Source organism: Nocardia sp. NPDC004654, from assembly GCF_040609595.1.
Lineage (GTDB): Bacteria > Actinomycetota > Actinomycetes > Mycobacteriales > Mycobacteriaceae > Nocardia.
In genome coordinates, this window is the sequence record NZ_JBEXKI010000005.1 from 402,632 (window position 1) to 427,435 (window position 24,804).

General features: G+C 68.5%; 22 protein-coding genes. 14 read left to right on the plus strand and 8 right to left on the minus strand.

Annotated features, from left to right (window positions below):
• Positions 1–8 precede the first annotated feature (8 nt).
• The 3 genes from ABZV58_RS19465 (at position 9) to ABZV58_RS19475 (ending at position 2,914) form a co-directional block, all read left to right on the plus strand.
• A complete protein-coding gene (locus ABZV58_RS19465) occupies positions 9–1,604 on the plus strand; it encodes a GMC oxidoreductase (protein WP_355001523.1) in 1,596 nt (531 codons plus the stop codon).
• Positions 1,605–1,685: 81 nt separating this feature from the next.
• A complete protein-coding gene (locus tag ABZV58_RS19470; RefSeq protein ID WP_355001524.1) occupies positions 1,686–2,357 on the plus strand; it encodes a TetR family transcriptional regulator in 672 nt (223 codons plus the stop codon).
• 113 nt (positions 2,358–2,470) lie between these two features.
• Positions 2,471–2,914, plus strand: coding sequence for a nuclear transport factor 2 family protein (locus ABZV58_RS19475; RefSeq protein ID WP_355001525.1), 444 nt, complete (start codon positions 2,471–2,473; stop codon positions 2,912–2,914).
• 2 nt (positions 2,915–2,916) lie between these two features.
• Here ABZV58_RS19475 and ABZV58_RS19480 read toward each other — a convergent pair whose 3' ends face one another.
• A complete protein-coding gene (locus ABZV58_RS19480) occupies positions 2,917–3,666 on the minus strand; it encodes a Mut7-C RNAse domain-containing protein (protein WP_355001526.1) in 750 nt (249 codons plus the stop codon).
• 49 nt (positions 3,667–3,715) lie between these two features.
• Between ABZV58_RS19480 and ABZV58_RS19485 the strand changes: the two genes are divergently transcribed.
• Positions 3,716–4,807, plus strand: coding sequence for a CapA family protein (locus tag ABZV58_RS19485; RefSeq protein ID WP_355001527.1), 1,092 nt, complete (start codon positions 3,716–3,718; stop codon positions 4,805–4,807).
• Between the two features lie 23 nt (positions 4,808–4,830).
• Here the strand turns inward: ABZV58_RS19485 and ABZV58_RS19490 are convergent, their stop codons facing one another.
• Entirely contained in the window at positions 4,831–7,728 is a 2,898-nt protein-coding gene (locus ABZV58_RS19490; protein ID WP_355001528.1) for a UPF0182 family protein, read from the minus strand.
• Positions 7,729–7,867: 139 nt separating this feature from the next.
• Between ABZV58_RS19490 and ABZV58_RS19495 the strand changes: the two genes are divergently transcribed.
• Positions 7,868–9,025 (plus strand): glutamate--cysteine ligase, encoded by a 1,158-nt coding sequence (locus ABZV58_RS19495; protein ID WP_355001529.1) that lies wholly within the window; start codon positions 7,868–7,870, stop codon positions 9,023–9,025.
• 26 nt (positions 9,026–9,051) lie between these two features.
• On the plus strand, positions 9,052–9,678 hold the full coding sequence (locus ABZV58_RS19500; RefSeq protein ID WP_355001530.1) for a UdgX family uracil-DNA binding protein: 627 nt from the start codon (positions 9,052–9,054) through the stop codon (positions 9,676–9,678).
• Between the two features lie 42 nt (positions 9,679–9,720).
• Here ABZV58_RS19500 and ABZV58_RS19505 read toward each other — a convergent pair whose 3' ends face one another.
• Positions 9,721–9,954 carry a hypothetical protein gene (locus tag ABZV58_RS19505; protein ID WP_355001531.1) on the minus strand — a complete coding sequence of 78 codons (234 nt, stop codon included), beginning with the start codon at positions 9,952–9,954 and terminating at the stop codon, positions 9,721–9,723.
• Between the two features lie 94 nt (positions 9,955–10,048).
• Here ABZV58_RS19505 and ABZV58_RS19510 point away from each other — a divergent pair, with 94 nt between their 5' ends.
• On the plus strand, positions 10,049–10,444 hold the full coding sequence (locus ABZV58_RS19510) for an ankyrin repeat domain-containing protein (protein WP_355001532.1): 396 nt from the start codon (positions 10,049–10,051) through the stop codon (positions 10,442–10,444).
• Between the two features lie 67 nt (positions 10,445–10,511).
• Positions 10,512–10,925, plus strand: coding sequence for a nitroreductase family deazaflavin-dependent oxidoreductase (locus ABZV58_RS19515; RefSeq protein WP_355001533.1), 414 nt, complete (start codon positions 10,512–10,514; stop codon positions 10,923–10,925).
• A gap of 1 nt (position 10,926) precedes the next feature.
• Here the strand turns inward: ABZV58_RS19515 and ABZV58_RS19520 are convergent, their stop codons facing one another.
• The gene (locus ABZV58_RS19520; protein WP_355001534.1) at positions 10,927–12,300 is read right to left on the minus strand and encodes an FAD-dependent oxidoreductase; all 1,374 of its coding nucleotides are present in this window, start codon (positions 12,298–12,300) and stop codon (positions 10,927–10,929) included.
• Positions 12,301–12,476: 176 nt separating this feature from the next.
• Here ABZV58_RS19520 and ABZV58_RS19525 point away from each other — a divergent pair, with 176 nt between their 5' ends.
• From ABZV58_RS19525 to ABZV58_RS19535, 3 genes are all read left to right on the plus strand, one after another.
• On the plus strand, positions 12,477–12,809 hold the full coding sequence (locus ABZV58_RS19525) for a hypothetical protein (protein WP_355001535.1): 333 nt from the start codon (positions 12,477–12,479) through the stop codon (positions 12,807–12,809).
• Positions 12,810–13,027: 218 nt separating this feature from the next.
• The gene (locus ABZV58_RS19530; RefSeq protein ID WP_355001536.1) at positions 13,028–14,581 is read left to right on the plus strand and encodes an amino acid permease; all 1,554 of its coding nucleotides are present in this window, start codon (positions 13,028–13,030) and stop codon (positions 14,579–14,581) included.
• 208 nt (positions 14,582–14,789) lie between these two features.
• Positions 14,790–15,482 (plus strand): hypothetical protein, encoded by a 693-nt coding sequence (locus ABZV58_RS19535; RefSeq protein ID WP_355001537.1) that lies wholly within the window; start codon positions 14,790–14,792, stop codon positions 15,480–15,482.
• A gap of 7 nt (positions 15,483–15,489) precedes the next feature.
• Here the strand turns inward: ABZV58_RS19535 and ABZV58_RS19540 are convergent, their stop codons facing one another.
• Both ABZV58_RS19540 and ABZV58_RS19545 read right to left on the minus strand, forming a co-directional pair.
• Positions 15,490–15,972, minus strand: coding sequence for a carboxymuconolactone decarboxylase family protein (locus ABZV58_RS19540; RefSeq protein WP_355001538.1), 483 nt, complete (start codon positions 15,970–15,972; stop codon positions 15,490–15,492).
• The gene (locus tag ABZV58_RS19545) at positions 15,969–17,048 is read right to left on the minus strand and encodes a dihydrodipicolinate reductase (RefSeq protein ID WP_355001539.1); all 1,080 of its coding nucleotides are present in this window, start codon (positions 17,046–17,048) and stop codon (positions 15,969–15,971) included. The genes ABZV58_RS19540 and ABZV58_RS19545 overlap by 4 nt, the downstream gene beginning before the upstream one ends.
• Positions 17,049–17,450: 402 nt before the next feature.
• Between ABZV58_RS19545 and ABZV58_RS19550 the strand changes: the two genes are divergently transcribed.
• On the plus strand, positions 17,451–18,569 hold the full coding sequence (locus tag ABZV58_RS19550) for a tetratricopeptide repeat protein (RefSeq protein WP_355001540.1): 1,119 nt from the start codon (positions 17,451–17,453) through the stop codon (positions 18,567–18,569).
• Here ABZV58_RS19550 and ABZV58_RS19555 read toward each other — a convergent pair.
• Positions 18,563–19,114 (minus strand): NADAR family protein, encoded by a 552-nt coding sequence (locus tag ABZV58_RS19555; protein WP_355001541.1) that lies wholly within the window; start codon positions 19,112–19,114, stop codon positions 18,563–18,565. The two genes, ABZV58_RS19550 and ABZV58_RS19555, sit on opposite strands and share 7 nt — an antisense overlap.
• Before the next feature lie 369 nt (positions 19,115–19,483).
• Here ABZV58_RS19555 and erm point away from each other — a divergent pair, with 369 nt between their 5' ends.
• On the plus strand, positions 19,484–20,296 hold the full coding sequence (gene erm / locus ABZV58_RS19560) for an ErmE/ErmH/ErmO/ErmR family 23S rRNA (adenine(2058)-N(6))-methyltransferase (protein ID WP_355001542.1): 813 nt from the start codon (positions 19,484–19,486) through the stop codon (positions 20,294–20,296).
• 57 nt (positions 20,297–20,353) lie between these two features.
• The gene (locus ABZV58_RS19565; protein WP_355001543.1) at positions 20,354–22,606 is read left to right on the plus strand and encodes a serine/threonine-protein kinase; all 2,253 of its coding nucleotides are present in this window, start codon (positions 20,354–20,356) and stop codon (positions 22,604–22,606) included.
• On the opposite strand, the gene ABZV58_RS19570 is transcribed toward ABZV58_RS19565, so the two are convergent.
• Positions 22,607–24,565: an AMP-binding protein gene (locus ABZV58_RS19570; RefSeq protein WP_355001717.1), complete on the minus strand. Its 1,959-nt coding sequence runs from the start codon at positions 24,563–24,565 to the stop codon at positions 22,607–22,609. It abuts the gene before it with no gap.
• Between the last annotated feature and the right edge of the window lie 239 nt (positions 24,566–24,804).

The window sequence follows — 24,804 nt, forward strand, 5'->3', positions numbered from 1 at the left end:
GTCCTGTGATGACTGCTATCTCGCGCCGGTCGATGTTGACCGGCGCCGCTGCGGCGGGCGCCGTATTGTTCGGTGTCCGCTCGATCGGTGCGCCCGCTCCGGTCGCCGCGCGGGTCAACTCCGTCCCGCTGACCTACGAAGAGCATCGCGTCGTGGTGGTCGGCTCCGGCTTCGGCGGCGGAGTCAGCGCACTGCGCCTGGCGGAAGCGGGCGTGCCGGTGACGGTGCTCGAGCGCGGATTGCGCTGGCCCACCGGCCCGAACGCCGAGACGTTCCCGCGCGCTTCCTCCCCGGACAAGCGGTTGCTGTGGTGCCGGTCGAGCCCGAACCTCTTCGGTGCGCCATTGCTGTTCGAGCCCTACACCGGCCTGGTCGAGGCGGTGCCGGGGGTGAACATGACGGCGCTGTGCGCGGCGGGGGTCGGCGGCGGGTCGCTGGTCTACCAGGGCATGTCGCTGCAACCCGCGGAAGCGGTGTTCGACACGCATTTTCCGCAGGAGCTGGACTGGGCGACCATGAACCGGGTGCACTACCCGCGGGTGGCGAGGATGCTCGGCCTGGCCGAAGCGCCCGACGAGTTGATCGCGACCGAGAACTATCGGGCAGCGCGCGTCTTCGCCGATCGGGTGCGCCGGGCGGGAATGCCGCTGTCGAAGATCCCGATGCCGATCGATTGGGATTTCGCGCTCGCCGAGCTGCGCGGGGAGATGAAGGCGTCCTACACCAACGGCGACGGCGCCATGGGCGTGAACAACGGCGGAAAGCACTCCGTCGACGTCACCTACATCGCCGCCGCCGAAGCCACCGGATTGGTGCGGGTCGAAACGCTGCACGAGGTCACCGATGTCGAGCGCGCACCAGACGGTCGTTGGACGGTGCACGTGCAGCGCTTGGACACCAGCGGCGCGGTGGTCGAGAACAAGATCCTCACCACGCGCGCGTTGATCATGGCCGCCGGCAGTCTCAACACCACGCGATTGCTGGTCCGCGCCGGCGCGAAGGGTCTGATCCCCGATCTGCCGGACGGACTCGGTCAGGGCTGGGGCACCAACGCCGACCGCATCTACGTCTGGACCGATCCCTCCGCGGAATTCGGTGCGCCGCAAGGCGGTCCGGTGATCTACGGCAGCAAGAACTGGACGGATCCGCGGGCCGCCTACACCGTGATCCAGGCGTCCATCCCGCCGCTCTCGCTCGATCCCGCCAGCACGATGCTGGTCGGCTACGGCGTCAGCGACGGACGCGGCGCGTTCACCTACGACGCCGCCCGCGACGACGCGATCCTGCACTGGCCGGAGCACGGCGACCGCGCCATCCAGGACAGCCACATCGGTCCCGCCGTGCACGAGATCGCCGGGCCCGACGGCATGCTGCTCGACACCAACGCGCTGTTCCCCTCGACCTGGCACCCGCTCGGCGGTGCGAGCATGGGCGCGGTCTGCGATCTGGACGGCCGGGTGCACGACCAGCCGGGGCTCTACGTCCTCGACGGTGCGCTGATGCCGGGCAACACCGCGGCCTGCAATCCCTCGATGACCATCGCCGCGGTCGCCGAAAGGGCGCTGGACAATCTCGTCGCACGCGACGTGGGAACGCGCATCTGATCGTGTTCGCCGAGCCGCCCTTCGCGACGGCTCGGCGGTGCGGCGCCCGCGGTCATCCGACGACTGGATTACGGTTGGCGGGTGGCAAGGACTGGTGAGACCGAGACGGCAACCAAGATCATCGACACCGTGCTCTCGCTGCTCGACTCCGACGGTTACGACGCGGTTCAACTGCGCGCTGTCGCGAAGCAGGCGCACGTCTCGCTGGCCACGGTCTACAAGCTGTATCCGACACGGGACGAGCTGATCCTCGCCGCGGTCGAACAGTGGATGGCCACCAACATCTACACCGAACTGGCGCCGCCGCAGGAGAACGAGTCGCTGGCCGACGGTCTGCTGCGGTTGGTCCGGTACGTGTTCGAGCCGTGGGAACGCAACCCTCGGATGCTGACGGCCTATTACCGCGCGCGGTCCGGCCCCGGCGGTCAGCGGCTGGACACCCAAGGCTTCGACGCCGTCCTGCCCGCCGCGACCGTTCTCTTCACCGGGATCGACGCCGACTACATCGCGGACGTGGGGCTGGTCCTGAGCAACATGGTCTATGCCCTCGTCGGTCGCTTCGCCAACGAGGATCTGGCTATCACCGAGATTTTGCCTGCGCTCGAACGAACCGTCCACCGGCTCACCGGTAACAACGAACCCCTTGCGGCGGCCGCTGGAACGCCCGCTTCCGACTCACCACCCTTCACCTGGAGCCCCGCGATCGTTTCGCCGTACTCCCCCGGTCCGGACGGCGCCGACCAACCGTCGTAGCAGTTCGACGCGTCCAGCGCGAATGGCTTTGCGGGTGCGGGATTTCCGGCGCGGCGCAGGAACGTGTTCTAGTGTGGGGCGACGCCCGCCGTATCGGAGCTTCGGAGGCACCCATGCTGTCATTGCAGGAGATTTCGGACCGGCTCGAGATCGAGGACCTGATGGTCCGGTACTCGCACGCCGTCGACACGCGGCAGTGGGACCTGCTCGACGAGATCTTCACCGCCGACGCCCACATCGATTACACGGCCATGGGCGGGCCCGCGGGCGATCTGGTTTCCACCAAGCAGTTCCTCGCCGCCGTCATGCCGAACTTCCCCGCCTTCCAGCACCTGGTGAGCAACTCCTCCATCACGGTGAACGGCGACACCGCGACGGCACGCACCATGTGCCACAACCCGATGCTCGTCGCGGGCGAGGACGGCGCGCAGAGTCTCATGCTGTGCGGGCTCTGGTACCTCGACACCTTCGCCCGCGTCGACGGAAGCTGGCGCATCCGGCAGCGCGTCGAGGAGAAGAGCTACATGTTCCTCGCGCAACAGGTGAGCGGCACGTGACCTCATCCACTCGCGGCGCGTATTCGGGCGACCATGTCGTCGAGCCGACGCTGATGTGAGCCTGGCCAGTAGACGCGGCCGCAGTCCGCGCACTGGCGGAAGGTGTCGTAGTAGCGGCGGGTTAGTGGTTCGAGCCGGTCGATGACGTCCCTCTTGGCGACGTCGGCGAGGAGGCCGCCGCAGCGCAGGCAGCGACTGAACGGCGCGAGCCGATCGGTCAGATCCAGTCGGCGGATCAGCTCGACGATCTGCTCGAACGGACGATCCGCGTGCACGAAGACGCCGTGGGTGACGGCGCGCCGCGCCAGCAGTCCGCGGTCGCGGGTGAGCAGGATGCGATGTTCGGCGGCCGCGATCTCGGCGAGGGCGGCGTCGTCGGCGTCCCATTCACAGCGGGCGTCGAGTCCCATCAAGCGCATGAGTCGCGCCAGCCCGCCGAGGTTGACGTCGACGACGAAGCGCGGATCGCGTAGCGGGCGGGCGCGCACCCGGGTCAGCGGCCCGACGTCCAGCGTCTCGAACATCGGGTACACCGCGAGCCGATCGCCGGGGCGCGGGTGGTGGCCGAAGTCGACGGAAACGCCGTTCACCAGCATCAGATCGATCTCGGTGTGCGGAACGCCCGCGGCTTCCACGATGTCCTTCACGGTCTGGTGCGGACGCATCGGGCGCCGCTGCGCCGTGTACCGGAGGTCCGGGTGCAGGAAGTCGTTCAGCTCGGCGTAGACGCGCAGTTCGACACCGGCGGTCATACGACCATTGTCGTCCCCGGACCGGCGCTCGGTGATCGACAATGGTGGTATGCCGACGGTGCTGCTCGGCGGCGATGTCATGCTGGGCCGCGGGGTGGATCAGATCCTGCCGCATCCCGGCGACCCGCTGCTGCGCGAACGGTATGTGCGCGACGCGCGGATGTATGTCGAGCTGGCCGAGGAGGCGAACGGCGTCTTCGACCTTCCGGTGGATTTCCGGCGGCCATGGGGCGACGCGCTGCCACTGCTCGCGCAAGCCGACGCCCGACTGATCAACCTCGAGACCGCCATCACCGCCGACGGAACGTTCGCACCCGCCAAGGGCATCCACTATCGGATGCGGCCGGACAACATTCCCGTGTTGACCGCCATCGCGCCGGTCGTCTGCGCCCTGGCCAACAATCATGTGCTCGATTTCGGTGCGCACGGGCTGACCGACACCCTCGACACCCTCGATGCCGCGGGCATCGACCACGCCGGCGCGGGATCGGATCTCGACGGCGCCCGCGCCCCGGCGACCGCGGAGCTCGGCGACGGCAGCCGGGCGGTGATCGTCTCGGTCGCCGCGGGTTCGAGCGGGGTTCCGGAATACTGGGCGGCGCGTCATGATCGGCTCGGCCTGTGGCGGATCGGCGAGACGCCGAGCGCCACCGCCGCCGACGCGGTGGCCGCCGTGGTACTGGCCGCCACCGGCGATCAGGACGTCGCGATCGTCTCGATCCACTGGGGACCCAACTGGGGCTACCGTGTGACGCCGAGCGAACAACGCTTCGCGCACCGGCTGATCGACGCGGGAGTCGATGTGGTGCACGGACATTCGGCGCACCATCCGCGGCCCATCGAGTTCTACCGCGGCAAACCGATTCTGTACGGGTGCGGCGATGTCGTCGACGACTACGAAGGCATCCACGGTCACGAGAGCTATCGCACCGACCTGCGCCTGCTGTTTCTCGTCGATCTGGATTCCGGAGCGGTACGGCTGCGCATGATTCCGCTGCGGATGCGGCGCATGCGCCTGGAAACGGCCGAACCCGACGAGGCACGGTGGCTGTGCGAGACCATCCGGGAGATCAGCCGCGGGTTCGATACGCGCGTCGACGCGCGGCCCGACGACCTGCCGCTGGTGTATCGCAAGAACTGACGAATGCCTTTCGGCGACAACGACTATCGACCGGGAATGCCGAGTTCGTTCAGCTCCCGCTGGAGCCGGTCGAGGGCTTCGCGCATGGCGTCGATCTGCGCGTTGAGCTCGGCGAGCCGCGCCTGATCCACCGGTGGCGGGGCCTGTGCCTGCGGCGGTGGCGCCGGGAGCGGCTGCTGCCCCGGTGGCGGCGGCGCCGCGGGACCACCGCCGGGTGCGGTGGCGAGCCGACCCGTTTCGGGACCGAAGACTTGGACGAGCGCCTCGGCGATGGTCGGGGCGTAACCGACGAGGACGCCGCCGGTGCCTGGCTCCCGATAGCTGACGAGCACCCGCGCAAGCTGCGGGAACGTAGATCCGTTGGGCGCGTTGGATATTCGCTCGGTGAACAGCGGTTCGACATAGAGCACACCGCCGTCGGCGATCGGCAGGGTCAGCAGGTTGCCGTACTGGATCCGGTTCGAGCGCTCCAGCAGCGTCCGCTCGGAGGCGACCCTGGTGTCGGAGATCATCGAGTTCTGGATCTGCTGCGGACCCTGGGTGAGGGTGTCGGTGGGCAGTTGCAGGACGGTGATCTTGCCGTAGTTCTCCGGATCGGAGTCCGCGGAGACATAGGCGGAGAGGAATTCCCTGTTGAATCCGACCATCGCGGTGGCGAGCCGGAACGTCGGCTCGGCGCTGCCCGGGTCGCCGACGAGGACGTAGAACGGGGGTTGGTGCGGGTTGGTCTCGACGGTGGGATCGCTGGGCACCGACCAGAAAGCATTGGTGGTGAAGAACTCTCGCGGCTCGTCCACGTGATACTTGGCCAGCATCTCGCGTTGGATCTTGAACTGGTCCTCTGGGTAGCGGAAGTGCGCCCGCAACTCGTCGGTGATCGACTCCTCGGGTTCGACCGTGCCGGGGAAGACCTTCATCCACGCGGCGAGCACCGGGTCGTCCTGGTCGACCTGATACAGGGTGACGGTGCCGTCGTAGGCGTCGACGGTGGCCTTGATCGAGTTCCGCAGGTAGGAGATGTCGTGCGATCGCCCACCGGTCTCGCCGGGCGGCTCGAGCATGTCGAGTGAGGTGTGCTTGGCGTAGGGGTAGCCGTCGATGGTGGTGTAGGCGTCGACGATCCAGACGATTCGCCCGTTCACGACCGCGGGATATGGGTTGTGGTCGGTCGTCAACCAGGGCGCGACGAGTTCGACGCGATGGCGCGGGTCCCGGTTGAAGATGATCTTGGAATCATCGCCGATCGCCTTGGAGAAGATGATGTTTCGTTCGGTGTAGAAGATGGTGAAGGCCATCCGGTTGAACCAGTTACCGATCGGCACGCCGCCGGAGCCGGTGTAGGTGTATTTCGTCGCGTCGGTGTCGTATTCGCGGGGTTCGGCGCCGCCGCCGACGATGGCGTAGTCCGGGTCCGACTCGGCGATCACTTCGCCGAAGTAGATGCGCGGCTGATCGACCGGAATCACCTGCTGCCCGGAGGATTGGGAGGCGATGTCGCTCACCGTGTAGATCGGGTATCCGCTATTGCTGCTCGCGGCGTCGCCCGCGGCCTCGCGCACCGCGGCGTTGACGCGATTGGCGGGCGCGGCGACGAATCCGTTTCCGTGCGTGTAGACGGTGTGCCGGTTGACCCAGTGCCGCTGGTTGCCGCTCAGCGCGTTCGGCGTCAGCTCGCGGGCGGCCACCACGTAATCGCGCAGTTCCCCGTCGATGCGGTAGCGATCGAGGTCGAGATGCGCGGGGAAGCTGTAGAAGTTCTTCAGCTGTTGCTGCTGGGTGAAGGTTCGCGAGAGGACGTTCGGATCCAGCAGGCGCGCGTTGGCGATCGTGGTCACGTCCGCGGGCACCTCCGGCGGCGGTTTGGTGCCGATTCCCGGGTAGTCACGGTATTCGACGTGGTCGCCGCCGATCGCGTACGCCTGCCGGGTGGCCGTGATGTTGCGTTCGATGTAGACGCGCTCCATATCGGCGGCGTTCGGGCGGACCGAGAGCTGCTCGACCAACAGCGGCCAGACCGCGCCGACCAGAATCGATGACAACAGCAGCAGCGCGGCGGCCATCGCCGGGATGCGCAGGTCCCGGACCACGACGGCGGCGAAGACCGCCACCGCGCAGATGACCGCGATCGCGAAGAGGATCAGCCGGGCGGGAAGCACCGCGTTGATGTCGGTGTAGCCGGGACCGGCGAAGGTCGGCTCCTTGCTCCGGGTGGACAGCAGCGAGTAGCGGTCGAGCCAGTAGGCGGCCGCCTTGAGGGTGATGAATGTGCCTGCCAGCACCGCGAGTTGGACGCGAGCCGCGTGGCTCAACCCGCTCGCCTTCCCGGAAAGGAGTAGGCCGCCGAACAGGTAGTGCGCTGCCAGGCAGGCCAGGAACGCGAGGACCGTCGCGACGAACAGCCAGTTGACCAGCAGCCGGTAGAACGGCAGATCGAAGACGTAGAAGCCGACGTCGTGGCCGAACTCGGGATCCGAGAGCCCGAAGGACCCGCCGTGGATGAACAGCTGAACCGTCACCCAGCCCGACTGTCCGATCAGACCGCACAGCAGGCCCAGCGCGGCGGCGATGCCGAGCCCGAACAGCCGCGGCCGTCGCAGCACGGCGGTGCGATAGGGACGCAGGACGTCCTCGTCCCCCGTGTCGGGCAGCACGAGCGGACGAAATCGGTACGCCAGCCACATCGCCCCGAACAACGCGCCGCCGATCAGCAGCGCGACGAGGACGAACAGCGCGAGCCGGGTGAGCAGCACGGTGAGCCAGACGCCGCGAAAACCGACCTCCCCGAACCACATCCAGCTGACGTACGCGCCGACCAAGCGCGGAACGACGATCAAGGCGGCCAGCAACAGCACGGCCGTGATCACCAGCACCCGAGTGCTGTGCGGCAACCGCCGCGGGCCGAGACCGTCGCGTGCGCTCATCACCCACTCTCCCGTGGTCGCGCAGGCCGAGAGCAGGCACGGCCGACGCTAGACCGTCTGGTCCGATTCTACCGGGGCCGCTGCCCGAATTAGCTCGAGCTCGAGGCATAGCCTCAGGTCAGCGCGGTAACCTACCCACATGGACGTGGACTCGTCTACGGTCGGGGTCGAGGAGGAATTCCTCCTCGCCGATCCGCGCACGGGTGCTCCTACCGCCAAGAACGACGCGGTCGCCCGGACCGCCGAGGATCTCGGTCTCGACCTACAGCTGGAGCTGACGCGCTGCCAGATCGAGACCAACACCGGCGTTCACACCCGCACCGGCGACCTCGCCCAGCAGCTGCGCGATCTGCGCCGCGGCGTCGCCTCCTGCGCCGAGATGAACGACGCCCGCCTGCTCGCCGTGGCGATCCCGCCGACGGTCCCGCTCCACTACCCCGTCACCGATACTCCGCGCTATCGCCGCATCGCCGACGGTTTCGGAATGCTCGCCCACGAGCAGGGTCTGTGCGGCTGCCATGTCCACGTGGCCGTACCCGATCGCGAGACCGCCGTGCAGGTGAGCAACTACCTGCGGCCGTGGCTTCCGCTGTTTCTCGCGCTGACCGCCAATTCCGCGATCTACCGCGGCGTCGAGACCGGGTACAAGAGCTGGCGCAACATCCTGTGGCGTCGCTGGCCGAGCGCGGGGCCGCCGCCGTACTTCCATTGCGCCGACGACTACGACGATCTGGTCGCGATGATGCTGTCCAGCGGCATCATGCTCGACGAGAAGATGGTCTATTGGGACGTGCGCCGGTCGATCACCTATCCGACCGTGGAGATCCGGGTCAGCGATGTGCCCGCGACGGTGGCCGAGACCACGCTGCTCGCCACGCTGGTGCGCGCGACGGTGATCATGGCGCGTCAGTCGCTGGACGAGGGCAGGACGGCCCCTGCCGTCGCCGCGGAGATGCTGCGCGCGGCCTATTGGAAAGCGGCGCGAAGCGGCATCGACGGCGACGCGGTCGCGCCGATGGATGGGCGCGTGCTGCCCGCCCGCGAGCTGCTCGGCGAACTGGTGGAACACGTCGAGCCCGCCCTGAAGGAACTCGGTGATCGCGAGTTCGTCGCCGACACCATCGCCGCGGTGCTCGAGCGCGGCAACGGCGCGACGCGTCAGCTGCGCGCCTTCCGCGCGGGCGGTGACGTCGCCGACGTGGTCGCCGAACTGGCCGCCGCCACCCTGGAGGGCTGCGCGTTGCCCGAGGAGCCGCTCGGTTTCGGTGAGGCGGGCGCGGGTAGCCCGCACAGGTAGCTGATCGTCGGCGGAAGGAGCCGGTGATGGGTGCCGGAAAAGCCAAGGGCGCCGAGGAATTCGTCCCCGCGGGCGCGGACCTGGAAACGCTGCGCGCGGCCTCGTGCGGTTGCCACGGCTGCGAGCTGTACCACGACGCGACGCAGACCGTGTTCGGCGAAGGACCCGCGAACGCGTCCGTCTTCGTGGTCGGCGAACAGCCCGGCGACCGCGAGGACATCGAGGGACACCCCTTCGTCGGTCCCGCGGGCCGGTTGCTGGACAAAGCGCTCGAGGAAGTCGGCATCGACCGCGACACCGTCTACGTGACGAACGCGGTCAAACACTTCAAGTTCGAGGAACGCGGCAAGCGCCGGATCCACAAGACGCCGGGACGCACCGAGGTGGTCGCCTGCACGCCGTGGCTGACCGCCGAACTGGACGCGATACACCCGGAACTCGTGGTGTGCCTCGGCGCGGTCGCCGCCAAGGCGGTGCTCGGCCCCTCGTTCAAGGTGAGCGAGGAGCGCGGCAACGTGGTGTTCTCCGACGACTACCGGGTCGTCGCGACGGTGCACCCGTCTGCGGTGCTGCGCGCACCCGATCGCGACACGGCCTACAAGGGCTTCGTCGCGGATCTACGCGCGGTGCGCGCCGCGATGGACGCCGGCTGAGCGCGGGCCGTCTCCGGCCCGCGCCGCGCCACGCCGAGTGCCTCAGATGTGGTCGACGAGAGCCCGGTGACCTGCCTGGTGTGCGCAGTGCGCGCAGCAGTAGATCTGCTCGCCCGCCTGCACGCCGTGACCGAGAATCCGGCACGAGCAGTGCTCGCAGATCGGCGCCAGCGCGCTGACCGCGCATTCGAAGCTGTCGAATGTCGCCGACGAGCCGTTTCGGGTGACCGTGAACGTCTTCTCGTAGTCGTTGCCGCAGGTATCGCATACCGGCATCGAACTCGCCTCCTTGGTGTCGTGGTTCCGGCGTGATCTGCTGGCGCGGTACCCGAGGTTGCCACGGCGAAACCGCCGAACCTGGTAGGAAGAGGTGGTGAGCCCAGACGATTCCGATGCGGACAAAGTGATCGAACTGGCGGGCAAGGTCTTCGACCTGGCGCGTCACGGCGACGCCGACGCGCTGGCCGCTTACGTCGACGCCGGAGTACCCGCGGACCTCACCAACGACAACGGCGACACCCTCGTCATGCTCGCCGCCTACCACGGCCACCGCGACGCGGTCGCGATGCTTCTGGTGCGCGGCGCCGACCCCAACCGGGCCAACGACAAGGGCCAGACGCCGCTGGCGGGCGCGGTGTTCAAGGGCGAGGACGAGATCGTCCGCCTGCTGGTCGCGGCGGGCGCCGACCCGGACGCGGGCACCCCGTCGGCCCGCGACGCGGCCACCATGTTCGGCAAGACGGAGCTGCTCGACGCGCTGAACTGAGCCGGGCGGAATTTCCGCGGCCGACCCCAGGTTGGCCGTGAGGCAACCGCGACCGGACAGGACCGAGATGAGCGATTTCAACGCACAGGTGATCGAGGAATTCCGCGCCAACGGCGGCCGCGTCGGCGGCATGTTCGAGGGTAGGACCAACATGGTTTTGATCACCACCACCGGGGCCAAGAGCGGACGGCAGGTCACCAACCCGCTGGTCTACCTGCCCGACGGTGACCGCATGGTGCTCGTCGCGTCCAACGGCGGCGCCGACCGGCATCCCGCCTGGTATCACAATCTGCGCGCGAAACCCGAGCTCACCGTCGAGGTCGGCACCGAGAAGTTCCATGCCGCGGCGGAATTCGTGACCGGCGCGGAACGCGACGAACTCTATGACCGGATGGTCGAGCTGATGCCCGCCTTCGGCGACTACCGCGCAAAGACCACCCGCGTGATCCCGGTGGTCGCGGTTCAGCGCGGCGACGGCTGACTCAGCCGCGCCGCCGTACCTCGGTCACCGCCTTGCGCGCCGCGACCAGCACCGGGTCCCACACCGGCGAGAACGGTGGCGCGTAGCCGAGATCCAGGGCGGTCATCTGCTCGACCGTCATCCGGGCGGTGAGCGCGACCGCGGCGATGTCGACCCGCTTGCCCGCGCCCTCACGGCCCACGATCTGCGTACCGAGCAGCCGCCCGGTGCGCCGTTCGGCCAGTATCTTCACGGTCATGGGCGCGGGTTCGGGGTAATAGCCCGCGCGGCTGGTGGATTCGATCGTGACGGTCACGTACTGCAAGCCCGCCGCGTGCGCGTCCTTCTCGCGCAGACCGGTCCTGGCCACCTCGAGATCGCAGACCTTGCTCACGGCGGTGCCGACCACGCCGGGGAAGGTCGCGTAACCCCCGCCGATGTTCGCGCCGATGATCTGGCCGTGCTTGTTGGCATGGGTGCCCAGCGCGATGTGCCGCAGACGGCCGGAGACCAGGTCGAGCACCTCCACGCAGTCGCCGCCCGCCCAGATGTTCTCGTGGCCGTGCACCCGCATGGACAGGTCGGTCAGCAGGCCGCCGTACTCGCCGAGCGGCAGACCCGCGGCGCGAGCCAGCGCGGTTTCGGGGCGCACGCCGATGCCGAGCACGACCACGTCGGCCGGATATTCGCCGTCGGCGGTGGCGACGGCGCGGACGCGGCCGCTGTCGTCGGTGCGGATCTCGGTGACCTCTGCGGCGCTGACGATCTCGATTCCCAAGCCGCACATGGCCGTTCGGACCAGCGCGCCCATATCCGGATCGAGCGTCGACATCGGCTCGGCGCCGCGGTCGAGGACCGTCACCCGGTAGCCGCGATTGATCAGCGCCTCGGCCATCTCCACGCCGATGTAGCCCGCCCCGACGACGACGGCCCGTTTGCCCTCCGTCGCGACGAGGGTGTCGATCAGCGCCTGCCCGTCGTCGAGAGTCTGCACGCCGTGCACGCCCGCGGCGTCGATGCCGGGCAGTGCGGGCCGGATCGGGCGCGCGCCGGTGGCGATCACCAGTTGGTCGTAGCCGGTCCACGATTCGGCGCCGGAGCCCAGGTCGCGGCTGCGCACGCGCTGTCCCGTCACATCGATCTCGAGCACCTCGGTGTGTAGCCGCAGATCGATGTCGCGGGCGCGGTGTTCCTCGGCGGTGCGCGCGATCAGCGAGTCGCGTTCGGCGACCAATCCGCCCACCCAGTACGGGATCCCGCACGCGGAATAGGAGGTGAAGCCGCCGCGCTCGAAGACGACGATCTCCAGCTCCGCAGGACCGGCCATGCGGCGGGCTTGTGAGGCCGCCGACATGCCCGTCGCGTCGGCGCCGATGACAACGAGACGTTCGGTCATGACGCTCACGCTACGTGGCGGACCGTCGCGGGCGCGCGTGGTGTCGGCGCGCTTGCGGGTCCGGATTCGGGTGCGATAAGTTGCCCGTCGCTGGGGGCGGGGTCGTCCGCGCGAGGCCGCCGCCGGGGGCGTCGCGGGTCGTTTGGATTCGCCCGGACGAAACAGGGGTGGTGACGATGGGTGACGTACGAGAACTACTCGCGGGGGTGGGAATTCCGCTGCTGGTGTTCGCGGCGGTGGCGTTCGTGCTGGCCGCGAGCTGGCGACTGGCGAATCCGCGGACCGCGGGCGCCGATCCGGCCGGGCGCTGGGACCGCAAACTCACCGACCTCGGTTTGATACTCGCGGCGGTCGGCGTCGTCGCCTCCGTCGCCGGGTTGGTTCCGGTGCGCTCCCCCGGCGGCGGCGAACCGAGCGGTTCCTGCTCGGCCGGTGCGGCGACGCTCGGCCGGGAGCACCGGTCGACGGATGCGTGCGCACGCGCCGAGGGCGGCGACCGGGGCCGCTGAACGTTCGCCCCGGAAGGCGATCGTGCCCCGCACCGCGCGCGCCCTCGTCGAGCGGCACGATCGAGAGTCGGCGGGACGGGCGAGGGGCGCGATAGCACACGGAACCGGTGACTGCCGCCCCGGGTTGACCGTTCGGCCGGTGATCCACCCGGCTTTACTTCACACTGAGCTTCTGGCAAACGCTGTATGAGGGCAGCGTTTTCACTTCGGGAGCGATCATGACCGAAACACCGTCCGAGGACGAACGCAGGCTCGCCGAACTCGGTTACAAACAGGATCTCGCGAGATCCTGGTCCGGATTCTCCAACTTCGCCATCAGTTTCACCATCGTCTCGATTCTCACCGGCGGATTGGCCAGTTACGGAATCGGTTTGGCGAACGGCGGCCCGATCACCATGGCGTGGGGCTGGCCGCTGGTGTCGATCATGGTGTTGTTCGTCGGTTTGGCGATGGCCGAATTGGCTTCCGCCTACCCCACTTCCGGCGGACTCTACTGGTGGGCGGCCGAATTGGGCGGCCCGGTCTGGGGGTGGTTCACCGGCTGGTTCAATCTCATCGGCCAGATCGCGGTGACCGCCGCCATCGATTACGGCGCGGCGATTTTCACCACCGTGGTGTTGAACGTGATCGGCATCGATATCGGTACGGACCGCACGGCGATCTTCCTGGTCTTCGCGGCGATCCTGGTGTTGCACGCGGTGTTGAACGCGATCGGCCCGCACCTGTCGGCGGTCATCAACAATATCTCGGCGTGGTGGCACGTCGGTGGTGTGGCGATCTTCGTCCTGGTACTCGGTTTCGGCGCGAAGAACCACCAGAGCGCCGGATTCGTGTTCACCGAGACCGTGGACAACAGCGCGGTCGGCTTCGGCGGCGTGGCGTTCAGTTTCCTGCTCGGTCTGCTGCACGCGCAGTACACGTTCACCGGCTACGACGCGTCCGCGCACATGTCGGAGGAAACCCACGACGCGGCCCGCTCGGCGGCCAAGGGCATCATCAACACGATTCTCGTCTCCGCGGTCGCGGGCTATCTGCTCATCATGGCCGTCACCTTCGCCATTCCGAATCTGGACGACGCGCTGGATCCGGAGAAGAACAGCGGCTATCCGGTGATCTACATCCTGGAGAATTCGCTCGACTCGTTCTGGTCGGGACTGCTGCTGATCATCGCGGCGGTCGCGCAGTTGTTCTGCGGATATGCCTCGGTGACCTCCGCCTCGCGGATGCTGTTCGCGTTCTCCCGTGACGGCGCGGTGCCCGGCTCGGCCTACTGGGCGAAGCTGTCGGCGAAGAAGGTGCCGGTGCACGCGGTGCTGTTCATCTCGTTCTTCGCGTTCGTGCTGCTGATTCCGTCGATGCTGGTGCCCGCCGCGAACGCGCCGACTGCCTACGCGGCGGCGACGTCGGTGGCCACGATCGGCCTCTATATCGCCTACGGCATCCCGATCCTGCTGCGGCAGCTGCACGGTTCGCGTTTCCAGACCGGCCCGTGGCAACTCGGGAAATGGTATCGGCCGATCGGGCTCGTCGCATTGGCGTGGATCGCGGTGATCAGCGTGTTGTTCATCCTGCCGACCGACGATCGCGGCTACCCGTGGAACGGCGACTTCACCTGGACCACGGTGAACTACGCGCCACTGACCTTGGTCGGGGTCGTCGGTGCGATCGCCATCTGGTGGTTCGTCTCGGCCCGGCGCTGGTTCACCGGGCCGAAGCGCACGGTCGGTGAGTCCACCGATCCGAGCGGTGACGAGGCGCCCGTGAACGCCTGAGGCGCAGCGGCGGACTTGGGGCGTCTGGTCGATTTCGACCATGAGACGCAACGGTGGCGCGGAGCAGATCCGCGCCACCGTTGCCGATCGTTAACAGTCGGATGAGCGAACTTCCCGCAGCACTTGAAAGCGTGTAAAAGTTTGTGCCTGGCGGCATTTCGGCATTCATCGGGGTGCGTACGCGGCGCGGCGCGGCTAGTTTGGTTGCGTGAGTTACGAGTACGTCGTCGTACCCGCGGGGGTCGTCGCATCGGCGGTGGAAGTGCCGTCCTATTTCCGTTCGCAGCAAGGGCAGCCCGTCGACGACGATCTACGGATCGTGGTGCTCGCCGGATTGGCGGCGTGGAACGCGGCGCTCCCGGCCTCGCGGCCGCACGCCGCCGTGCGGATCGAGGCGGCGGGCGACGCGGTGCGGGTCACGGCCGCCGACGATTTGGATCGGCGACGGACCAGGGGTTCGGCGGTGGACTACGCGGCGGGCCCGGTGCGGCAGCTGCTCGAGGATCTGATCACCGGCTTCGACTACGAGCTCTACGACGGGCAGCAGCGCACCCTCACCCCGGCCCCGGGCTTTCGCGTCGTCGACGTCGATATCGGCGGTGAGCGCAGCTACCGATCGATGACGAAAGACCAAGTGCTGAACTGGATTCCGAATCTAGCCCAGCTCGCGGCCACGCCGTTTCTCATCGTCAGCCGCCCCGACGATCGGGAGACCTTCATTCAGACCTATCGCGACGGGCCGATGGCGTACACGCTGGAAATCCACGACAGCGCGCACACCGACCATTTCTTCGCGGCGGCGTTCTCGGATCCGAGTCTCGTCGCGCGATTGATCTGGGAGTGGGCCAGCGACGACTGGTCGACTCTGGACCGGGTGGAATGGATTCGGGAGGGGAAATAGGCCGGAATCAGGAGTGGCCGGGGAGCACGCAGGCGGTGTCCAGGCCGAGCACATGATTCAGCCGCCCGAACGCGAGCCAGGAACCGATGCTCATGCTGAGCTCGACGATCTCGGTCTGGCTGTAGTGCGCCTTCATCCGCGCCCAGAATTCCTCGTCCAGGTTGTGGTGATCGGTGGCGTAGCGTTCGGCGTATTCGGCTGCGAGCCTGGTGCGTTCGTCGAAGGCGTCGGTGGTGCGCCACGCGGTCACCGCGCCGGCGAACTCCTCCTCGACCTTCACACCGTCACGCTCGGTGCGCCAATCCAGGCAGAACACGCAGCCGTTGATCTGGGCGATGCGCAGCCGGGCCGCCTCGAACTCGCGCAGGCCGAGCGTGCTGTGTTCGTACACCGCGAGCGAGAAGCCGGACGCGGCGATCCCGATGCCGGGGACCATCTCGCCCCACACGTAACCGATGGGATCCTTGCCCTGGGGAACGTCGACGATCATGGATTCTTCCTTCCGAGTTTGCCGACCGCTGGGCGCAGCGGGACGTCGAGTGCGTCGTAGAGTCCGGGCTCGGCGGCCACCAGCCAGTCGATCGCGCCGACCAATCTGCCCACCGCCGTGGCGTTGCCGCCCGCGGAACGATTACCGCCCTCGTCGGTGGCCTCGACCGTCACCTCGATGCGCGGGCGGCCCTCGATGATCACCCGGTGCGCGCCGTCGCCGTCGGGCGGCGTCGGCCAGTCGGGCGCGCACGAGGCGTGGATGCGGGTGACGTGCTCGATGACGATGCGCGGTTCCCCGCCCACGATGCCCTGCACCTCGAAACGCACCGCGCCCTGGGTGCCTTCGGCGAACTCGCCCATCTTCGCCGTCCGCACGGTGGTCTCCAGCGCGCGCCGGTCCAGGGTCTCGCGGATCTCGTCGAGTTCCACGCCGAGCGCGCGGGCCATCAGCCGAATCTGCCCGCCCCACACCATGGTCGGCACCGTCGGCGCGAGCATCGGCGGTTGGTAGTCCATCGGCTGGCCCATGCCCACCAGGTAGCGCACCGAGTCGGGCTGGTCGTAGGTGGTGTAGTCGAAGATCTCCTGGCAGCGCACCACGTCCACGGTGCTCGCCAGCCCGCTGATCAGCACCGGCAGCACATCGTTGCCCCAGCCGGGATCGACGCCGGAGACGAACAGCGAACCGCCGCCTTCGGCGATGGCGGCCAGGACCGGCTCGCGCAATTCCGTTGGGGCGCTGCGCGGGTCGTAGAGCGCGTAGAGCGCCGGGGTGACCACGACCGCGCCCGCCCGGATCGCGCGAACGATGTCGGCGAGGGCGTCGCCGGGCCGGATGTCGCCGGAGGCGGCATAGACGACAGCGCGCGGGCGAGCGGCGAGGATCGCGTCGATGTCGTCGGTGGCCGCGATGCCCAGTTCGCGGTCGAGTTCGGCGAGCGCGCCCGCGTCGCGCCCGACCTTGGCGGGATCGTGGACGAGCACGCCGGTGAGGTCCAGGGCCGGATGGGCATCGACGGCACGGATGGCGGCACGGCCGACATTGCCGGTGCCCCAGACGATCGTGGAGATCATCGCGTGAGCGTAGCAAGCGCTTGGTTTGGTGTCCGGGGGTTGACGAGATCGCGCTCACTTCAGTGGGCGGGATCTGTTCTCGTGGGGTAACGTAAGCGTCAGTCAGCGCCCCCATGAGTGCGCATTCGCCATTCGGCATCTTCGAATCAGAAGAGAATTAACTGTAACCAGAGGTTACATGTAACTATGAGTTACACATATCTTGGGTCAGTTCGGCGGTGCTTTCCGTGCCCGAAATCGCTTCCGGACCGGGGAAAGAACTCATCTTCGTAACAGTCCTGCGCGGAAGGCCTGATCGGCCCCGGATTGGTCCGCCGAGGGCCGTCGCGACTAGTACGGTATAGCCCGTCGCGAGGCGCAGAAGTAGGACGAGCATCCGGCGGAAAGGCGGGACGCCAGCATATGAACGAGCCGTATTCGCAGTGGCATCCCCAGAATTCGGCCCCCGACCTCCCCCTCGCCGCGCTCTACAAGTCCGCCGAGCCGATCCGCTGGAACGGCAGCATGGTCTACCCGATGTACACCGAGCAGTTCGGGCGCACCACCACCCTGCTCAGCATGACGCTGCTGTCCGCCGCGCCGCCCGCTGGACTGCGCGGGCACGGAATCGGTCTCTCGGTGGTCGGTGGTTACATCGACCTCGAAGGGCGCCAGCTCGCCGGCCTCGACGTGTGGAGTGACGCGCTCGCCCGCGGCACCACCGTCACCCTCACGCCGACCGGCCCCGACGCGCTGTTCACCCTCACGCCGGTCTGGGTCGACCAGTCCGGCGTGCAGCGCTCGTGGATGGGCAATTACGGCATCCTCATCGAGGACACGCCGGACGGCCGGATCGCGCTGTGGTGCAGCGTCGGCGAGGGTCCGCCGAACTTCGCCAACCTGGTCGTCGGCCTCGGCACCGCGGCCGCTCCCGTCATCGCTACCCCGAAAGAACCTGTGGCAGAAACGATTACGAACACCGAAATGCCGAACGCCGGGACGCCGGGCTCGCTGCCGTACCCCAACGGCACGCCGGCCGGATACGCCGCGACGTCGTCTCCCTCCACCACCGCCCCGAGGAGCGCCACAAGCGCGGCGGCGCAAGCGTATTCGCCGTCGGCCACGTCCGCCGAACAGAATCGTGCGGCCGAATCCGTCGCCCCCGCGGTCGGCGACCCTGGAGAGCCCCGTCCGGTCGAACGCGGATCCGACACCGGGTATCGCGGCGCGCTCTACGATCTCGGCGTCGCCATGTTCGGCCGCGGCGAGGAAGAGCAGGCGTGCGGACTATGGGCGCAGGCGGCCGCGGCCGGGCACCCCGGCGCCGGATACGACCTCGGCGTCGTGCTGTTCCGGCGGGGTGATCTCGCCGGCGCCGAGGGCTGGTGGCGCCGGGCCGCCGAACTGCGCGACCTACGCGCGATGGCCGGGCTCGCCGAGCTGCTCGACCGGCGCGGTGACCACGCGGAAGCCCGGGTGTGGCGCGCCCGCGCCGCCGACGAGCGGGCCGCCGAAGCAGGCCAGCCCGTCGGCCCCTACTGAGCCGCGCCGAGTTCCTCCCGCACCCGCATCAGCGCGAAACCGAGCAGGTTCGCGCCGAGCCAGCGCGTCGGTTCCGTGAGGTCCGGGTGATCGGCGGCCAACCCGATCCCCCACACCCGGTCCACCGGACTGGCCTCGACCAGCACCCGTTCGCCGGTGCCGAGCAGGAATCGGCGCAGCTCGTCGTGGGTGCCGAACTTCGTCAGGTTGCCCATGACGACGATCTCGAAACGCTCGGCGTCCCAGAGCTTCTCGTCGAAGTCGCGGACCTGGCGGCCGAGGTCCTTGGCTTGTTTCGGGTGCTCGACGGTGAGCACTTTCGCCGCGGTCTCGGTGTCGCCGAACAGCAGCGCCTTGCGCCACATCATGTAGTGCTCGGCCGTCGCGAACGTCGTGCCGTCCACGTCGAACGGTGCGGGCCACCACTGGCTGAAGCAGCCCTTGCCGACACTGCCGTCGGCCTGTGGACGATGGCCCCAGAACGGCAGGTACTTCACGGCGCCACCCGCCGCGGTGAATCGGATCAGATCGTCGACCGAACGCATGGCGCGAGTCTGCCCGACTCGGCGCGGTGCACGCCTTCGATTTATCGCAGCCGGGCCGCGAAAAGAAGTGGCATCGGGTTCGGGTGGGTCGGTAGGTTGGCGGCCATGGGAGGTCCAGGCATCAACGGAGCGTGCGCGGTCGGCGCGTACTTCATCCGGCTGCGCGCGGAGGCTCGGGCCTAGCCAGCGCACCGCACCGCTCCGGCATCACTTCGATCCGGCTTCTTCGACGCCGAGCTGATCCAGCAGCTCTTTCGAGCTGAGCACGCGCCGACCGACGACCGCGTCCGCGGTCCGTCGACTGTGCCCTGGCATGGGTCCGGGCGAATCACCTTTTCCTGATTCGGCCACTCCGTTCGGAGGACACCCATGTCCCGCAATCGTTTCCTGCCGCGCTCCCGCGACGCGCGCGGCCATTCCGGCGTCAGCCCGCGCAAGCGGCTGAGCCAGAACTTCCTCGCCGACGCCGGCACCGCGCGGCTGGTGGTGCACGCGTCGGGAATCGGCGCCGAGGATCTCGTGCTCGAGATCGGACCCGGCGCGGGCATGCTGACGCGTCAGCTGGCCGCCACGGCCGGTCGCGTGCTGGCCTACGAGATCGACCCGCGCTACGCGACACTGCTGCGCAAGCGCTACGCGGGCGACGCGACGGTCCGCTGCTTCCAGGCCGACTTCCGGTCTGTGACCACGCCGCGCGAGCCGTTCGCGGTCGTCGCCAACATCCCGTACGCCAGCACCACCGACATCGTCCGGTGGTGCCTCGCCGCGCGGCACCTGACCTCGGCGACCCTGCTGACCCAACTGGAGTTCGCGCGCAAACACTCCGGCGACTACGGCCGCTGGAGCAAGCTGGCCGTGACGCACTGGCCGATCACCGAGTTCACGATGGGTCCGCGCGTCGACCGCACCCGCTTCCGGCCCGTCCCGCGGGTCGACTCGGCGGTGCTGCACCTGCGCAACCGGTCGCGGCCACTGCTCGCGAAGGATGCCTTGCCCGGCTACCGGCGACTGGTGGAACTGGGCTTCTCCGGCGTCGGCGGGTCGCTGGCGGCGTCCTTGACGACGGCGTTTCCAGCTCGCCGGGTGCGTGCGGCGTGCCGAAGCGCGGATGTGCCCGCCGACGAAGTGGTGGCGACGGTGGACCCGAACCGCTGGATCGCGCTCTACAAGTCGCTGTCCTAGTCGATCTCGTTCCAGAATGCACTGATCAGCGCCCCGCCCCGGCGTTAGTATGCGCACATGGCGCACCCCGCTACACCGGTACCCGGGGCGACGGTCGCAACGGGCTCGTCGCCCGCCGCGGCCGGGCGCGGTACCGGTGTAGCGGAGGTGGTCGCGCGGTTCGAGGAGGCGTGGCGGGACGCGCCGGCCCCGCCGGACCTGCCCGCCTTCCTGCCCGACTCCCCCGCCATCCGCCGGGTGTCGTTGATCGAGCTGATCAAGGTCGATCTCGTGAACCGGTGGTCGCGCAACACCGCGCCCAAGCGCCTCGCCGAATACGTCGAGGAGCTGCCGGAGCTGAGTACCTGGCCGTTGCCGCCGGATCTCATCTACGAGGAATTCCACGTGCGCAGGCAGGCGGGCACCTCGGTGCAGGTCGGCGAGTACACCGCCGCGTATCCCGCACAGGCCCAAGAGCTTTCGGAGATGCTGGCCACCGACGACTACCACAGCACCATGCTGACGGCGGCCACCGAACCGGTCCGCCTCGACGACGTCGACGTCGGCCAGCGCATCGACGACTTCGACCTGATGACCAGCCTCGGCCGCGGCGCCTTCGCCAAGGTGTTCCTGGCCAGGCAGCGGTCCATGCAGCGGTTGGTCGCGCTGAAGATCTCGCGCGACAAGGGCGCCGAGCCGCAGACGCTGGCCCAGCTCGACCACGAGTACATCGTGCGGGTCTTCGATCAGCGGGTGCTGCCGTCCCGCCACCTGCGCCTGCTGTACATGCAGTATGTGCCGGGCGGCACGCTGTTCTCGGTGCTGGAGCGGGTGCGCGCGACGCCGCCCGGCGAGCGCCGCGGTGCGCTGCTGCTCGAGGTCGTCGACGCGGTGCTGGCGAGCAAGGGCGAGATCACGCCGGTCGAGTCGTCGGTGCGCGCCGAGCTGGCCGGCCTGTCATGGCCGGAGACCATCGCCTGGCTCGGCCGTCGGCTGGCCGAAGCGCTCGACTACGCGGGCCGCCGCGGTGTGCTGCACCGCGACATCAAACCCGCCAACGTCCTGCTGACCGCGGAGGGCATCCCGAAGCTCGCCGACTTCAACATCAGCTTCAGCGGCAACGTGTCCGGCGCGAGTCCAGTGGCCTATTTCGGCGGTTCGCTGGCGTACATGTCACCGGAGCAGCTGGCGGCGGTGCATCCCGACAAGCCGGGCACGGCCGCCGATCTCGACACCCGCAGCGATCTGTACTCGCTCGCCGTGGTGCTGTGGGAGCTGCTGACCGGAGGCAAACCGTTCCACGACGACGCGGTGACCGGCGGTGACCGAACCACCTTGGACGGCATGCTGGATCGCCGCGCGGCGGGCACGGACGCGCTGCCCTACGAGGACCTGCCGCCGGATTGCCCGGCCGCGCTGCGCCGCGCGCTGGTGCGCGCCCTCGAACCCGATCCCGACCGGCGCTGGGCGTCCGGCGCGGAGATGGCCCAGCAACTCGACGTCTGCCTGGACGCCCGCGCCCGCGACCTGGTCGATCCGCCCCCTGGCAGCTGGCGGACGCGCGTCTGGCAGCTGATGATTCCGGTCATGGCAGGCGCCATCGGCGTGCCGAACTGGTTCGCCATCTGGTACAGCTACCAGCACAACCGGACGCTGATCATCGACAAACTGGACGATCAAGCCCAGGAACAATTCCGCCAGATCGCGCTGAACGCCTACGGCCTCTGCTTCCTGATCGGCTTCATCGTCACCAATGTGCTCATCGCCGATCTGTTGCCGATCGCCTTCGGCTTGCAGAGGGGACGCGAGTACGACGCGGCCCGGCTCGCCAAAGCGCGTTCGGACACCCTGCGACTCGCCCAGCGCAATGTGCTGACCTGCTTCGCGCTGTGGGCGTTGTCCGGCATCGTCGTGCCGGTGACGGTGCAGGCCTCGGGCAACCAGCTCACGTCGGAGGCGTACCTGCACTTCTTCGTCACCCAGATCGTGTGTGGCGCCATCGCGATGGCCTACCCGTACTTCCTGGTCAGCTTCTACGCGGTGCGCAGCCTGTATCCGAGATTCCTGCCGCATGGCGGACTCGGCCCGGCGGACGCGATCCAGCTCGAGCAACTGGACGAGCGCAGCACCTACTTCCTCGCCATCGCCGCCGCGGTGCCGCTGCTCGGCGTCGCGGGCGCGACCTTCATTCCGGCCGAGGACATTCCGGCCGTCATCGTGGCGCTGCGGGTGCTGTGCGTGGGCAGTGCCGCCGCCTTCGTCGGCGTGTACTGGCTGTTCCGCATGCTGGAGAAGGACCTGGCCGCGCTGGAGCGCATCGTCGCGCGGTGATCAGCCGGGCCGGACGAGCGCGCGCTTGAGGATCTTGCCCGTCGCGTTGCGCGGCAACGCCTCGACGAACGTCACGTCGCGCGGCACCGAGAAGCGGCTGAGCCGGTGCCGGATGTAGTCGCGCACCATCTCCCGATCCATCCGGGCGCCATCCCGGGTCACCACGAACGCCGCGAGCCGCTGCCCGAATTCGCGGTCGGGCACGCCGACCACGGCTACCTCGCTGACCTGCGGCAGCCGCAACAGCGCCTCCTCGACCGGGCGCGGGAAGACGTTCTCGCCGCCGGAGATGATCATCTCGTCGTCGCGTCCGGCGACGAACACCAGGCCGTCGGCGTCGACGTAGCCGAGATCGCCGGTGTCGAGCATGCCGCCCGCTTCGGTGGGCGGCGCGGCATCGGTGTAGCCGTCGAAGAGCATGTGGTTGTTGACGAAGATGCGGCCGGTCACCCCGCGCGGCACCGGACGCAGGTCGGCGTCGAGCACCGCGACTTTCGTGCCGAGCGGCGGGCGGCCCGCGGTGGTCGGCGCGGCGCGCAGGTCGGCGGGATCGGCGATGGTCGCCCAGGACACCTCGGTGGAGCCGTAAATGTTGTAGAGGACGTCGCCGAAGGCGTCCATGAACCGCAGCACCGCCGAACCGTCCAGCGGCGCGCCGCAGCTGGCGACGATCCGCAGGCTGGAGGTGTCGTAGCGGGCCCGCACGTGCGCGGGCAGGTCCAGGATCCTGTTCACCATCACCGGCACCACGACCATCGCACTGACGCGGTACCGCTCGATCAGGCGCAAGCATTCCTCGGCGTCGAAACGCTCGGTGAGCAGCACGCTCGCCCGGATCGGCGTGCTGATCTGCAAAGCGGCCAGACCCCAGGTGTGAAACAGCGGCGCGGGCACGAGCATCGTCTCGTCCATCCGGAACGGGATGCGCGAGAGCAGGGCTGCGACGGTGCCGAAACCTTTGGGCTGCGGGCGTCGTGCGCTCTTGGGCGTACCGCTCGTGCCGGATGTCAACACGATCAGGCGGCCGGGTTGGGCCGGTCTGGTGAAGGGCGGGGTGTCCCAGGCGACCAGATCGTCGACCGTCGCGGGACCGCCCTGATACGGGTCGGAGGTGGAGTAGCGCGGCAGCTCCGGCGACACCGAGCGCAGCAGCGGATCGAACTCGTCGTCGCGGAATACCGCGGCGAGATCGTGCTTCTCGATCACGTCGCGGATCTGGCGCGCGGAAAGCCCGGTGTTCAGCAGCAACGCGTCGACGCCGACCTTGCCCGCGGCGACCATGCACTCCACCATCGCGGCGCTGTTGCGCGAGAGCACCCCGATCGCGCTGCCCTCCCCCATGCCGAGCGCGACCAGCGCACCGGCCAGCCGATGCGTGCGGCTGTGCACCTCGGCGAAGCTGTAGGTGGTTCGGGCGTCGATGAGCGCGGGCCGCTGCGGGGTGTAGGCCGCGGCGGCCGCGTAGCCGCCCGCGAGGGTGAAGCCCCATTTGGCAAGTCCGCCCAGCTGTTTCAGCCCGCGATCGGGACGATAACTGCGCACCACGCCGGTGCTGACCAGCTGCCGAGCGACGCCGATCTGCAAGCGTGCCAACGAATCCTCGCCATTGACCAGCACCGAGGTCGGCGCACCGCGCACCGCGTCGGCGATCCGGTCCAATCCCGCACTGGTCCAGGCGATCACCGCCGATTTGTCGAACGCGGCGATGCTCGGATGCACCCGCCCCAGCCCGACGTAGGTCACGGTGACCCGGGTGCGTTCTTCGTTGCCGCGCAAGCGAACCGAGGCGAATCCGCCCGCGCCCGGACATTGGAATTCGAGAATTTCGCGCTCCCGCGCGACAACCAGATGAATGGGCGGTACGGTGATCTCGGTATCGGGCCCACCGGCGCGAACTATCAGAATGGTTTGCGTTTCTGATGTTTCGGCGCGCTCACAGGATCCGACCCCCTGAAACATTCGCGCGTAGGTCTGCGGTTCGGTGAGCAGATCCCACACCGCCGTGCGGTCGACTGCGTACTCGGCATCTACGGTGATGACATCGGTAACCAACTGTGTGCATTTCTCTCCGGCCCACCCGTGTGCGCGGGTCGGCGTGGTCACGTATTTGTACCGACAGGTAACAGTTAGGTCAAGGCCCGGTGGAATCCGCCGGACGCGCCGGTGACTTTTCGGTCAAACGTCCAATTATGGGAATC

Excerpts from the sequence above, each read along its gene's own strand:
- ABZV58_RS19465 (WP_355001523.1), top strand. The coding sequence starts at position 9 with ATGACTGCTATCTCGCGCCGGTCGATGTTGACCGGCGCCGCTGCGGCG.
- ABZV58_RS19475 (WP_355001525.1), top strand. The coding sequence starts at position 2,471 with ATGCTGTCATTGCAGGAGATTTCGGACCGGCTCGAGATCGAGGACCTG.
- ABZV58_RS19480 (WP_355001526.1), bottom strand. The coding sequence starts at position 3,666 with ATGACCGCCGGTGTCGAACTGCGCGTCTACGCCGAGCTGAACGACTTC.
- ABZV58_RS19485 (WP_355001527.1), top strand. The coding sequence starts at position 3,716 with ATGCCGACGGTGCTGCTCGGCGGCGATGTCATGCTGGGCCGCGGGGTG.
- ABZV58_RS19490 (WP_355001528.1), bottom strand. The coding sequence starts at position 7,728 with ATGAGCGCACGCGACGGTCTCGGCCCGCGGCGGTTGCCGCACAGCACT.
- ABZV58_RS19495 (WP_355001529.1), top strand. The coding sequence starts at position 7,868 with ATGGACGTGGACTCGTCTACGGTCGGGGTCGAGGAGGAATTCCTCCTC.
- ABZV58_RS19500 (WP_355001530.1), top strand. The coding sequence starts at position 9,052 with ATGGGTGCCGGAAAAGCCAAGGGCGCCGAGGAATTCGTCCCCGCGGGC.
- ABZV58_RS19505 (WP_355001531.1), bottom strand. The coding sequence starts at position 9,954 with ATGCCGGTATGCGATACCTGCGGCAACGACTACGAGAAGACGTTCACG.
- ABZV58_RS19515 (WP_355001533.1), top strand. The coding sequence starts at position 10,512 with ATGAGCGATTTCAACGCACAGGTGATCGAGGAATTCCGCGCCAACGGC.
- ABZV58_RS19520 (WP_355001534.1), bottom strand. The coding sequence starts at position 12,300 with ATGACCGAACGTCTCGTTGTCATCGGCGCCGACGCGACGGGCATGTCG.
- ABZV58_RS19525 (WP_355001535.1), top strand. The coding sequence starts at position 12,477 with ATGGGTGACGTACGAGAACTACTCGCGGGGGTGGGAATTCCGCTGCTG.
- ABZV58_RS19530 (WP_355001536.1), top strand. The coding sequence starts at position 13,028 with ATGACCGAAACACCGTCCGAGGACGAACGCAGGCTCGCCGAACTCGGT.
- ABZV58_RS19540 (WP_355001538.1), bottom strand. The coding sequence starts at position 15,972 with ATGATCGTCGACGTTCCCCAGGGCAAGGATCCCATCGGTTACGTGTGG.
- ABZV58_RS19545 (WP_355001539.1), bottom strand. The coding sequence starts at position 17,048 with ATGATCTCCACGATCGTCTGGGGCACCGGCAATGTCGGCCGTGCCGCC.
- ABZV58_RS19550 (WP_355001540.1), top strand. The coding sequence starts at position 17,451 with ATGAACGAGCCGTATTCGCAGTGGCATCCCCAGAATTCGGCCCCCGAC.
- ABZV58_RS19555 (WP_355001541.1), bottom strand. The coding sequence starts at position 19,114 with ATGCGTTCGGTCGACGATCTGATCCGATTCACCGCGGCGGGTGGCGCC.
- erm (WP_355001542.1), top strand. The coding sequence starts at position 19,484 with ATGTCCCGCAATCGTTTCCTGCCGCGCTCCCGCGACGCGCGCGGCCAT.
- ABZV58_RS19565 (WP_355001543.1), top strand. The coding sequence starts at position 20,354 with ATGGCGCACCCCGCTACACCGGTACCCGGGGCGACGGTCGCAACGGGC.
- ABZV58_RS19570 (WP_355001717.1), bottom strand. The coding sequence starts at position 24,565 with ATGTTTCAGGGGGTCGGATCCTGTGAGCGCGCCGAAACATCAGAAACG.